The sequence below is a fragment of the Nocardia higoensis NBRC 100133 genome (genome assembly GCF_000308595.1).
Lineage (GTDB): Bacteria > Actinomycetota > Actinomycetes > Mycobacteriales > Mycobacteriaceae > Nocardia > Nocardia higoensis.
The window spans coordinates 57,700-69,926 of record NZ_BAGA01000004.1; the positions used below are offsets into that span (position 1 = coordinate 57,700).

General features: G+C 69.7%; 7 protein-coding genes. 4 read left to right on the forward strand and 3 right to left on the reverse strand.

Annotated features, from left to right (window positions below; translation table 11 throughout):
- Positions 1–26 precede the first annotated feature (26 nt).
- Together pks13 and ON26_RS00480 are read left to right on the forward strand one after the other, a co-directional pair.
- On the forward strand, positions 27–5,315 hold the full coding sequence (pks13, locus tag ON26_RS00475) for a polyketide synthase Pks13 (RefSeq protein ID WP_083883632.1): 5,289 nt from the start codon (positions 27–29) through the stop codon (positions 5,313–5,315).
- Entirely contained in the window at positions 5,312–6,856 is a 1,545-nt protein-coding gene (locus ON26_RS00480) for an acyl-CoA carboxylase subunit beta (protein WP_040793908.1), read from the forward strand. Before pks13 ends, ON26_RS00480 begins: the two co-directional genes overlap by 4 nt.
- A gap of 109 nt (positions 6,857–6,965) precedes the next feature.
- Here ON26_RS00480 and ON26_RS00485 read toward each other — a convergent pair whose 3' ends face one another.
- Positions 6,966–7,376, reverse strand: a complete 411-nt coding sequence (locus tag ON26_RS00485) for a Rid family hydrolase (protein WP_040793909.1) — start codon at positions 7,374–7,376, stop codon at positions 6,966–6,968.
- A gap of 79 nt (positions 7,377–7,455) precedes the next feature.
- On the opposite strand from ON26_RS00485, the gene ON26_RS00490 reads away from it, so the two are divergent.
- Positions 7,456–7,854 carry a winged helix-turn-helix transcriptional regulator gene (locus ON26_RS00490; RefSeq protein ID WP_040793910.1) on the forward strand — a complete coding sequence of 133 codons (399 nt, stop codon included), beginning with the start codon at positions 7,456–7,458 and terminating at the stop codon, positions 7,852–7,854.
- Between the two features lie 90 nt (positions 7,855–7,944).
- Here the strand turns inward: ON26_RS00490 and ON26_RS00495 are convergent, their stop codons facing one another.
- Entirely contained in the window at positions 7,945–8,442 is a 498-nt protein-coding gene (locus tag ON26_RS00495) for a peptidylprolyl isomerase (protein ID WP_040793911.1), read from the reverse strand.
- Between the two features lie 159 nt (positions 8,443–8,601).
- Between ON26_RS00495 and ON26_RS00500 the strand changes: the two genes are divergently transcribed.
- The gene (locus ON26_RS00500; protein ID WP_040793912.1) at positions 8,602–11,931 is read left to right on the forward strand and encodes an arabinosyltransferase domain-containing protein; all 3,330 of its coding nucleotides are present in this window, start codon (positions 8,602–8,604) and stop codon (positions 11,929–11,931) included.
- Positions 11,932–12,036: 105 nt separating this feature from the next.
- Here ON26_RS00500 and ON26_RS33800 read toward each other — a convergent pair whose 3' ends face one another.
- A complete protein-coding gene (locus ON26_RS33800) occupies positions 12,037–12,198 on the reverse strand; it encodes a hypothetical protein (protein WP_169333667.1) in 162 nt (53 codons plus the stop codon).
- Between the last annotated feature and the right edge of the window lie 29 nt (positions 12,199–12,227).

Below are 12,227 nucleotides of genomic sequence, written 5' to 3' on the forward strand. Positions count from 1 at the left end.
ACGCAGACGAGTAGCTTGAGGAATTGATGGCTGACAACGAGGGCACGCCCGACCAGACGGACCGCGACGCCGCGATCACCGAAGCCGCTGTGCAGGCCTCGGACGAGGGAACCGCGCGCACCGAGTTGTCGGTGGCCGAGCTGCGCGAGTGGCTGCGCAACTGGGTCGCCGAGGCCACCGGGCAGCCGGTGGACAACATCACCGTGGACCGGCCGATGGAGGAATTCGGCCTGGCCTCGCGCGACGCCCTCGCCCTTGGCGGCGATATCGAGGAACTCACCGGCGTCACGTTGAGCGCCACGGTCGTCTATCAGCACCCGACCATCGCCTCGCTGGCCGAGGTGATCGTATACGGCGAGCCGGAGGCTCCCGAGGGTTCGGGCGAGGACGCCTACTACACCGCCGGCTACACCCCCGGCGAGGCGCACGACATCGCCATCGTCGGCCTGTCCACCCGCCTGCCGGGCGCGGGTGACACCCCCGAGTCGACCTGGGAATTCCTCATCAACGGCGGTGACGCGATCCGCGAGCTGCCCGAAGGCCGCTGGTCGGAATTCCTGTCCGATCCGAACACCGCGCGGTTGGTCGCCGAGAGCAACACCCGCGGCGGCTATCTGGACCAGGACGTGGTCAAGGGCTTCGACGCGGAGTTCTTCGCGATGTCGCCGATCGAGGTGGAGCGGGTCGACCCGCAGCAGCGCCTGATGATGGAGCTGACCTGGGAGGCGCTCGAGCACGCGCGCATCCCCGCCAGCGAGCTCAAGGGCGAGCAGGTCGGCATTTTCGTCGGTTCCTCCACCCAGGATTTCCAGCTCATCGCCGCGCTCGGCCTGGGCGATCGCGACCCGAGCCTGCCGATCTCGGCCGAGGCCTACGCCCTGCTCGGCGCTTCGACCGGCATCATCGCCAATCGCGTCTCCTACTTCTTCGACTTCCGCGGTCCGTCGGTGACCGTCGACACCGCCTGCTCCTCGACGCTGGTCGCGGTGCACCAGGCCGTGCGCGCGCTGCGCGACGGCGATGCCGATCTGGCGCTGGCCGGCGGCGTGAACATGATCCTGTCCCCGGTGGCCACGCTCGGATTCGAGAAGAACGGCGCGGTCGCCAAGGACGGCCACATCAAGGCGTTCTCCGCCGATGCCGACGGCATGGTCCGTTCCGAGGGCGCCGGTCTGGTGGTGCTCAAGCGCCTGGCCGACGCCGAACGCGACGGCGATCGCGTGCTCGCGGTGATCAAGGGCTCGGCGGTCAACAACGACGGCCGCTCCAACGGCCTGTTCGCGCCCAACCCCGACGCCCAGGCCGAGGTGCTGCGCCGCGCCTACCGCGACGCCGGCATCAACCCCGCCACCGTCGACTACATCGAGGCGCACGGCACCGGTACCCCGATCGGCGATCCCATCGAGGCCGACGCGCTGGGCCGGGTGATCGGCCGGGGCCGCGACGCCGACAAGCCCGCGCTGCTCGGTTCGGCCAAGACCAACTTCGGCCATCTGGAGTCCGGCGCCGGTGTGCCCGCCCTGACGAAGGTGGTGATGTCGTTCCAGCACAACGTCATCCCGCCGAACATCAACTACGCGGGTCCCAGCCCCTACATCCCGTTCGAGCAGGCCCGCCTGAAGGTCGTCGACACCCCGACCGAGTACCCGCGCTACAGCGGCGTGGCGACGGTCGGCATCTCCGGCTTCGGCTTCGGCGGCACCAACGCCCACCTGGTGCTCCAGGAGTATGTGCCCGCCGGCGCCCGGCCCGCGGCGACCGAGCCCGCTGCTGCCGAGTCCGTCGCCGCCCGCCCGGCCGATGATCTGGATGCCGAGAGCACCGATGTGATCGCGGCGGCCACCGAGATCACCGAAGCGGACGCCGCCGAGGTCGATGCCGAAGTGGCCGAGGTCGTCGCCGAGGCCACCGAGATCACGGCCGAGGCCGCCCAGGACACCGAGTGGTCGCCCACCCGGGCCGAGCCGCTGCCGGTCGTCCTCGCCGTGTCCGGTTACCTCCCGTCGCGTCGTCGCCGCGCCGCCGCCGAACTCGCCGACTGGCTGGAGTCCGAGGCGGGCCGGGACGTGCCGCTGGCCGATGTGGCCCGGTCGCTGGCCAAGCGCAGCCACTGGCGCTCGCGCGGCGTGGTGCTGGCCACCACCCACGAAGAGGCCGTCGCCGGCCTGCGCGCCGTCGCGGCGGGCAAGCCGGGCACCGGTGTGTTCACCGCCGACGCTCCCGCCGCGCAGGCCCCGATCTGGGTGCTCGCGGGCTTCGGCGCCCAGCACCGCAAGATGGGCAAGCAGCTCTACCAGGAGAACGCGATCTTCCGCCGGGCCGTCGACGAGGTCGACGAACTCGTGCTGGACGAGGCCGGCTACTCCGTGCGCGAGATGATCCTCGACGACGCCCAGGACTACGACGTGGGCACCTCGCAGGTCGGCATCTTCACCATCCAGGTCGGCCTGGCCGCGCTGCTGCGCGCGCACGGCGCCGAGCCGGACGCGGTGGTGGGCCACTCGATGGGCGAGGTGGCGGGCGCCTACATCGCAGGCGGCCTCGCCCTCGAGGACGCGGTGCGGGTGATCTGCGCCCGTTCGCGCCTGATGGGCGAGGGCGAAGCCATGATCACCGACGCCGACGTGCGCAATATGGCGCTGGTCGAGCTGAGCGCCACCGATGTCGAGGCCATGCTCGCCGACTACCCCGATGTCGAGGTGGCCGTCTACGCCGCGCCGACCAACACCGTCATCGGCGGTCCCTCCGAACAGGTGATGGCGATCGTCGCGAAGGTGGAGGAGGCGGGCAAGTTCGCCCGTGTCCTGGCCACTCGCGGCGCCGGCCACACCTCGCAGATGGATCCGCTGCTGGGCGAACTGGCCGCCGAGCTGGCGGGCATCGAGCCGACCCGGCTGCGCCACGGTCTGTACTCGACGGTGTTGAAGGAGCAGTTCTTCCGTCCGGGCAGCGATCCGCTGCACGACGAGGACTACTGGGTCACGAACATGCGCCACAGCGTGTACTTCACCAATGCGGTGAAGCTCGCGGTGGATCGCGGCCACACCACCTTCCTGGAGCTGGCCCCGAATTCGGTCGCGCTGATGCAGGTGCTCGGCACCACCTTCGCCGCCGGACTGCACGACGCCCAGCTGATTCCGACGCTCAAGCGCAAGGAAGACGAGTCGGCCGGTGTGATCTCCGCGCTGGCCCAGCTCTACACGCACGGTCACGCGGTCGACCTGCCCTCGCTGTTGCCTCCGGGCGACTACGCCGACATCCCGCGAACCACGTTCGTGCGCAAGGAGTTCTGGCCCAAGAGCCGGCTGGCGAGCGGCAGCGGCGAGGGCCGGGCGCCGGGCGCGCACGTCGCGCTGCCCGACGGCAGGCACGTATGGCAAGTGCAGGCCGCCGCGGTCACCGATCCCGCCGCCCTGGTGCAGGCCGCCGCCGCGCAGGTGCTCGCCGAGGTGAGCCTCGGTGCCTGCCTCGCCCACGGCACGGTGCCCGCCGCGGGCACGCTGACCACCACGCTGACCCCGCATCCCGGCGGCGCGTCGGTGCAGGTGCACGCCAATGAGGGCGGGCAGTTCCGGCTGCTGTTCGACGCGGTCGTCACCTCCGGCGCTCCGCTGCCGACCCCGGCGCCGGTCGCCGCGGCCGCCGAGACCGCGGTCGCGCAGGCGGCCGAACCCGAGGTCGTCGAGAACCACGGTGAGCGCTGGGATCCGAACGGTTCCCAGACCCTGGAGGACCGCCTGGCGCTGATCGTCGCGGAGTCCATGGGCTACGCGGTCGAGGACCTGCCGATGGAGATCCCGCTCATGGAGCTGGGTCTGGACTCGCTGATGGCCATGCGGATCAAGAACCGCGTCGAGTACGAGTTCGACATCCCGCAGCTGCAGTTGCAGGCGGTGCGCGACGCCAACCTCAACGAGGTCGGCAAGGTGCTGCGCTACGCGATCGAGCATCGCGACGAGGTCGCCGCCATCGCCGAGCGGCAGGCCGCGGGCGAGGACGTGGTCATCGACGCCGACTTCGTCGAAAACGCCCGCGCGGCAATCGAATCGGGCGAGAGTCCGGATGCCGTGGCCAAGGCGGCCGGCGTGACCGCCGAACCTGCTGCCACCGAATCCGTTGCGGCCGAATCCGTTGCGGCAGAGCCCGCCGCCGCCGAGCCGGTGGTCGAGGAGGAGCCGGTCGATCCCGAGACCGCCGCCTTCGGCGAGGCCCTGGCCGACGTCTCCGAGGACGACGTGCCACCGCGCGACGCCGCCGAACGCCTCACCTACGCCACCTGGGCGATCGTCACCGGCAAGTCGGCGGGCGGTGTGTTCAACACCCTGCCGATCCTCGCGGAGGAGGTCGCCGAGAAGCTGGCGGCGCGGCTGTCCGAGCGGATCAAGGCCGAGATCACCGTCGACGACGTGCTCGACTGCGAGACCATCGAGCAGCTGGCCGATATCGTGCGCGAGCAGCAGGACAACAGCAACGACGTGGAGGGCTTCATCCGCCCGCTGCGTCCGCGCCCGGAGGGTTCGAACGCCGTGCCGGTGTTCGTCTTCCACCCCTCCGGCGGCAACACCCTCGTCTACGAGCCGCTGCTCAAGCGCCTGCCCGCGGGCACGCCGATGTACGGTTTCGAGCGCGTCGAGGGCGATATCGAGCAGCGCGCCAAGCAGTACATCCCCGAGCTGCGCCGCATCCAGGGCGACGGTCCGTTCGTGCTCTACGGCTGGTCGCTCGGCGCGGTCTTCGCGCTGCAGGTCGCGCAGTTGCTGCGCGCCGAGGGTGCCGATGTGCGGGTGGTCGGCCTGATCGACCTGGCCATCCCGACGCAGAACGAGGACAACAGCCCCGAGGAGCGGGTGCGCCGTATCGAGCGGTACCAGGCCTTCGCGAAGAAGACCTACGGCTTCGACGGCGAACTCGACCGCGAGCAGCTCGAAGAGCTGGCCGCCGCGTCCGACGAAGAGCAGTTCCAGATGATCAGCGATCTGATCAAGATCAGCGGTGCGAAGATCCCCGGCGGCGTGCTGGAACACCAGCGCACCTCCTGGGTGGAGAGCCGTCATCTGGCCCGCACCACACCGTCGCGCTACGACGGCGACGTGGTGCTCTATCTCGCCGATCGCTACCACGACGGCATGATCGAACTGGAGCCCCGCTTCGCCGAGCGCAAGCCCAACGGCGGGTGGGACGAATATCTCCCCAACCTCCAGGTCGTGCATATTCCGGGGGATCATCTGCAGATCGTCGACGAACCGCGGATCGGGAAGATCGGTGCCGACCTGGCCGCGAAGCTCGTGGCGATGGAGGCGAAAGGGGACCAGTGAGCACTACGGCCGAGAAACTCGCGGACCTACGCAAGCGCCTCGAGCAGGCGCAGGAGCCGGCGGGTGAAGCGGGGGTCGCGAAGCGGGCGAAGAAGGGTATTCCCAGCGCCCGCGACCGGATCAATATGCTGCTCGATCCGGGCACCTTCGTGGAAATCGGCGCACTGGTGCGCAAGCCCGGTGATCCGACGGCGCTCTACGGCGACGGCGTGGTCACCGGGCACGGCCTGGTCGACGGGCGGCCGGTCGCGGTGTTCTCCCACGACCAGACCGTCTACGGCGGGTCGGTGGGCGAGATGTTCGGCCGCAAGGTCGCCTACATCCTGGAGTACGCGGCGCGGGTGGGCTGTCCCGTGGTCGGCATCAACGACTCCGGCGGCGCGCGCGTACAGGAAGCGGTGACCTCGCTGGCCTGGTACGCCGAACTCGGCCGCCGCCAGGAACCGCTCTCGGGCCTGGTGCCGCAGATCTCGATGATCCTCGGCAAGTGCGCGGGCGGCGCGGTGTACGCCCCGATCAACACCGATGTGGTGGTGGCGACCGAAGAGGCGTACATGTTCGTCACCGGTCCGAAGGTGATCCGCGAGGTCACCGGCGAGGACGTGAGCCTCGAGGAACTCGGCGGCGCGCGGAGCCAGGCCGAGTACGGCAACATCCACCATGTGGCGCCGGACGAGACCGCCGCCTTCCAGTGGGTGCGCGACTACCTGAGCTTCCTGCCGACCAGCTGTCAGGAAGTCGCGCCGATCGTCAATCCCGGCCTGGAACCGGAGATCACCGAGACCGACCGCGAACTCGACTCGATCGTGCCGGACTCCGACAACGCCGGCTACGACATGCACGAGATCCTGCTGCGCATCTTCGACGACGGCGATTTCCACGAGATCGGCGCGTCCGCGGGCCGCAACATCATCACCGGCTTCGCCCGCGTCGACGGCCGCAGTGTCGGCGTGGTCGCCAACCAGCCGCTGGTCTACGCGGGCGCGCTGGACGCGCGCGCGTCCGACAAGGCCGCCCACTTCGTGCGCCTGTGTGACGCCTTCGAACTACCGCTGGTGTTCGTGGTCGACACGCCGGGCTTCCTACCCGGCGTGGAGCAGGAGAAGATCGGCGTCATCAAGCGGGGCGGCCGCTTCCTGTTCTCCTTCGTCGAGGCCAGCGTGCCCAAAGTGACCGTGGTGATCCGCAAGTCCTACGGCGGCGGCTATGCCGTCATGGGCTCCAAGCAGCTCGGCGCGGACGTCAACCTGGCCTGGCCGACCGCACGTATCGCGGTGATGGGCGCCGAGAGCGCCGTCAGTCTCATCGGCGGCAAGCAGATCGAAGCCGCCCCGGAGGACCAGCGCGCCGCGCTCCGCAAGCAGATGGTCGACTTCTACAACGCGACCGTGGCGACCCCCTGGGTGGCGGCCGAACGCGGCTACATCGACGCCGTGATCGAACCCCACACCACCCGCCTGGAGATCCGCCGCGCCCTGCACCTACTGCGCGACAAGCAACTTCCGCGCAGTCCACGCAAACATCACTTACTGCCGCTCTGAGCCCGCCTGCCCGAATGCGGTGCGGGCGTCAGTATTCCGCCCGCACCGCATTCGGTAAGTCTTTCTCGCGCGGCGACGACAGAAGCGCTGGGCCGGTGGGGCGGTGGGGTCAGTCGAGCACGGCGTAGGCCTCGACTTCGACGAGCACGTCCGGCTCGAACAGGTAGTCCACGCCGATCGCCGACAGCGGCGGCAACGGCCGCGGCAGATCCAGTTCGTCGGCCACGCTCTCGATGCCCGCCACGAAATCCTCGTACTTGTCCGGGGTCCAGTTGGTGACGAAGAACCGCAGCCGCACGACGTCGGCGAAGCTCGCGCCCGCACCGGCCAAGCCGCGCGCGGTATTGCGCAGCGCGTGCGCGAGCTGGCCCGCGAGATCGCCCGGTGCGACCGGATTTCCCGCGGCGTCGCGGGCGATCTGCCCGGCCACGTGCACATGCCGGGTGCCGGTCGCGACCGAAACATGGTGGTAGGGGACAGGTTCGAACATGCCTGCGGGGGTGAGCAGCTGCACGGTCATGGGGATGTTCCTTTCGAGGCCGAGTAGGTATCCGATTAGTACCTGGTGCCCGAAGGGAACTTCAACGAGACTAGGTGTCGTGAAGGAAACCGCCGTGCCCGGCCAGGACAGTCCCCAGCTCACCGAGCAGCACCGTGAGCTGCTCGATCAGGTCCTGGACAAGTGGTCCCTGCAGATCCTCGACGCCCTGTGCGGGCGCCCGTTGCGCTTCAACGAGCTGCGGCGCGCGATTCCGATGGTGACGCAGAAGCCGCTCACCACGGCGCTGCGCCGGCTGGAGCGCAACGGGATGGTGGAACGCATCGTCACGAACACCCGCCCGGTCGCGGTCGAATACCGCATCACGGCCACGGGGAAGACGTTGCAGGATCTCATCGACGCGCTGCTGCGCTGGACGACTGTCACTCTGCCCGAGGTGGAACGGGCTCGTGCGCGATTCGACGAGGAGATGGACGCGGCGGACTCGCGGCGTCTGTGAGTGCGGCCGGGCCGGAAGGCTCGGCGAGATCCGGACGAGAGGGTTCCGCCACCGGGAGCCGGTGACGGAACCCTCCTGAAGAGGGGCTGATCAGGCCACGGTGGCCGAGTTGATCACCACGTCCTCGGTGGGGACGTCCTGGTGCATGCCGGCCGAGCCGGTCTTGACGCCGGCGATCTTGTCGACGACCGCGGAGCCCTCGACGACCTTGCCGAAGACCGCGTAGCCCCAGCCGGACGGGCTGGGGGAGGTGTGGTTGAGGAAGGCGTTGTCGGCGACATTGATGAAGAACTGAGCGGTGGCCGAGTGCGGGTCGTTGGTGCGGGCCATCGCGACGGTGTACTTGTCGTTCTTGAGGCCGTTGGTGGCCTCGTTCTTGATGGGGGCCTTGGTGCCCTTCTGGCGCAAGCCGGGCTCGAAGCCGCCGCCCTGAACCATGAAGTCGGGGATCACGCGGTGGAAGATGGTGCCGTTGTAGTGGCCCGAGTTGACGTACTCCAGGAAGTTGGCGACGGTCGCGGGCGCCTTGGCCTCGTCCAGTTCCAGAACGATGGGTCCGAAATTCGTCTCGAGATTCACCTTGGTCATACCCCCACCTTTCCATCCCGGTGGGCAGGGGTCAGCAAGTCGGGTCCGGTTTCGCCGCGACGGGTCGCGGCGGGGTTGCCGAAGGCCGCGGACAACGGCTTGCCGGGCCGGTCGCGGCGGGGGTACTTCGAATCCGGGTAACGGCTAGCATTGCGTTCCGTGTCCGACGTCGCTACAGCTGTCTTGACGAAGCCGCCCGCCACTCCCGAGGTTCGCCCGCGAGATTTCCGCACCGCGCGAATCGTCGCCGTGGTGGCCGGCGTGCTGGGCACGCTGCTGGCGCTCGCGGTGCCGTTCCTCCCGGTCAGCCAGACCACCGCGGTGCTGAACTGGCCGCAGGGCGATTCGCTGCGAAACGTGCAGGCGCCGCTGATGGCGCAGGTGCCGATCGACCTGACCGCGAGCATCCCGTGCGCGGCGGTGGACGCGCTGCCCCCGCAGGGCGGCATGCTGCTGGCGACCGCGCCGCCGCAGGGCGACCGCGCGGCGCTGGAGGCCATGTTCGTGCGGGTCTCGGAGTCCTCGGTGGACGTGGTCAACCGCAACGCGGTGGTGGCTTCGGCCGAGCGCGCCCGGATCGGCGAATGCTCCTCGATCGACATCGCCTCCGACAACGAGAGCACGACCGCCGCGTTCACCGGCATGTTCCGGGATGTCGAGCGTGCCGTCGAGGGTGAGCCCGGGCGGACCGAGATCGTCCAGGTGCCCGTCGAGGGCCGGATGGCGGGCGATTTCCGCCCGCAGGTGGTCGGCGTGTTCTCCGATCTCGAGGGCGCGGTCCCGGCCGGTCTGTCCTTCGACATGACCGTCGACACCCGCTTCAGCTCCAGCCCCACCTGGATCAAGCTGACCGCGATCATCGCCGCGGTGCTGTGCACGCTGCTGGCGCTCGGCGCGCTGGCCCGCCTCGACGGTAGCGACGGCCGCGGCCACCGCCGGTTCCTGCCGGCCAACTGGTTCAGGCCGACCGGCGTGGACGGCGCGGTGATCGGCACGCTGGTGCTCTGGCACTTCATCGGCGCCAACACCTCCGACGACGGCTACATCCTGAGCATGGTCCGGGTCGCGCCCGAGTCCGGCTACATGGCCAACTACTTCCGCTGGTTCGGCGTCCCCGAGGCGCCGTTCGGCTGGTACTACTACGTCATCCAGGTGTTCGCCGAGATCTCCACGGCCAGCCCGTGGGTGCGCCTGCCCGCGCTGTTCTGCGCGATCCTGTGCTGGATGGTCATCAGCCGCGAGGTGGTGCCCCGGCTCGGGCGCGGCGTGCGCACCAGCAGGGTGGCGCTGTGGACCGGCGGCCTGGTGTTCCTGGCGTTCTGGCTGCCCTTCGACAACGGCCTGCGCTCGGAGCCCATCGTGGCGCTCGGCGCGCTGCTGACCTGGGTTTCCATCGAGCGGGCCATCGCGACCGGCCGCCTGCTGCCCGCCGGTACGGCGGTGCTCATCGCGGCCTTCACCCTCGCCGCCGCGCCGACCGGTCTGATGTGTATCGCCGCGCTGCTGGCGGGCATCCGCCCGCTGGTGCGCATCGTGGTGCGCCGTCACCGCGAGCACGGGACCGTCGCGCTGCTCGCCCCGATCGCCGCGGCCGGGTTCCTGGTGTTGGTCGTGGTCTTCGGCGACCAGACCTTCGCCGGGATCATGGAGGCCAACCGGGTCCGGCAGGCCACCGGCCCGAACCTGGCCTGGTACGAGGACTACCTGCGCTACTACTACCTGTTCGTGGAGACCGTCGACGGCTCGCTGTCGCGGCGTTTCGCGTTCCTGGTGATGCTGCTGTGCCTGTTCACCACCATGCTGGTGCTGCTGCGCCGCAGGCGGGTGCCCGGCATCGCGAGCGCGCCGACCTGGCGTCTGATGGGGATCGTCTTCGGCACGATCTTCTTCATGATGTTCAACCCGACGAAGTGGACCCACCACTTCGGCGCGTACGCGGGCATCGCCGGTTCGTTGGCGGCCGTGACCGCCGTCGCGGTCTCGGCGTCGGCCCTGCGGGCGCGCAAGAACCGGGCCATCTTCCTGGCCGGCCTGCTGTTCGTGCTCGCCATCTCGTTCTCCGGCATCAACGGCTACTGGTACGTCTCCAGCTTCGGCGTGCCGTGGTTCGACAAGCCGATCTCGCTGAGCGGCTACCAGTCCAACACCTTCGCCCTGATCCTGTTCGGCCTGGCGCTGGCGCTGGTCGCCTGGTTCACCCTGCGCGAGGACTACACCCCGCCGCAGCCCTCGGCGAGGACCGTGCGCGGCAGGCGCATCCGCCGGTTCGCCGCGATTCCGCTGACCGTGGTGGCGGCGCTGATGGTGTTGCTCGAGGTGGCTTCGCTGGCCAAGGGCGCGGTCTCGCAGTATCCGGCCTACTCGCTCGCCCGCTCGAACTTCGACGCGCTCACCGGCGACTCCTGCGGCCTGGCCAACGACGTGCTGGTCGAGGCCGACCCGAACCAGGGCAGGCTGAACCCCATCGTCGATCCCGCCCTGCCGCCCGAGTCGGATCCGCTGGCCGGGGCGAACCCGGTGGGCTTCGACCCCAACGGCGTGCCCGACGATCTGTCCGCCGACGCCGTGGAGGTCAAGCCGGGTACCGGCAACACCTCCAGCCAGTCGGTCGGCGCGAACTTCGCCGAGGGCGAGAGCGCGGGCACCGGCGGCGGTCAGGGCGCGCTCGGCGTCAACGGCTCCACCGTGGCCCTGCCCTTCGGGCTCGATCCGGCCAGCACGCCGGTGATGGGTAGCTACCAGCGCGGCGTGCAGCAGCCCGCGCGGCTGGTGTCGAGCTGGTACGAGCTGCCGGAGCGCTCCGCGGACCGGCCGCTGATCGTCATCTCGGCGGCGGGGCGGGTGCTGTCCTTCGACGACACCGGCAAGATGAGCTACGGCCAGGAGCTCGAGCTCGTCTACGGCAAGCGCCAGCCCGACGGCACCGTGCTCGAGCAGGGCCGGTACCTGCCGCGCGATATCGGCCCGTTCCCGTCCTGGCGCAATCTACGGGTGCCGCTGGACGCGCTGCCCCCCGATGCCGACGCGGTGCGCATCGTGGCCAACGACCCCATCCTGATCGGCGACCAGTGGCTGGCGTTCACCCCGCCGCGGGTACCGGTGCTGGAGTCGCTGAACAGCTACCTCGGCTCCGAGCAGCCGGTGCTGCTGGACTGGGCCGTCGGCCTGCAGTTCCCGTGCCAGCGGCCGTTCTTCCACGAGAACGGCGTGGCCGAGGTGCCGCGGTACCGGGTGCTGCCGGATCGCCCGCTGGCCGTCAGCTCCACCAACACCTGGCAGGCCCAGGAGTTCGGCGGCCCGCTCGGCTTCGCGCAGATGCTGGCGCGCTCCACCACGCTGCCGACCTACCTGCGTGACGACTGGGCCAGGGACTGGGGTTCGCTGGAGCGCTACGACCAGTACGACCGCGACGCGGTGCCCGCCGAGCTGACCACCTCGACCGAGACCAGGAACGGCCTGTGGTCGCCGGGGGAGATGCGGGTGTTCTAGAAGACCGACCGGCCGAAGAGAGAGGGCCGTGGCAGCGGATTTCCGCGGCCACGGCCCTTGGTCGTTCGTGGGGAGCCGCAGAGCTTCCGCTCTGCGGGGAAGGTCTCAGACCTCGAGTAAGCGCCGCCCTAATTCACGGCGCAGCACCTCCTGCGCCGGGAGGCGATTCAGCACCCGCAGTACCGAGGGACGTAGCTCGTGCTTCTCCTCGTCGGTGAGCAGGTCGACCAGATCGCGGAGATCCATGTCATCGAAGGCTCCTGTCATACCCCACAGGGTACGTTCCGAAACATTGG

What these genes read in the sequence shown, in the direction of transcription:
- ON26_RS33800 (WP_169333667.1), bottom strand. Translation starts at nt 12,198, where the DNA reads ATGACAGGAGCCTTCGATGACATGGATCTCCGCGATCTGGTCGACCTG.
- ON26_RS00485 (WP_040793909.1), bottom strand. Translation starts at nt 7,376, where the DNA reads ATGACCGTGCAGCTGCTCACCCCCGCAGGCATGTTCGAACCTGTCCCC.
- ON26_RS00495 (WP_040793911.1), bottom strand. Translation starts at nt 8,442, where the DNA reads ATGACCAAGGTGAATCTCGAGACGAATTTCGGACCCATCGTTCTGGAA.
- pks13 (WP_083883632.1), top strand. Translation starts at nt 27, where the DNA reads ATGGCTGACAACGAGGGCACGCCCGACCAGACGGACCGCGACGCCGCG.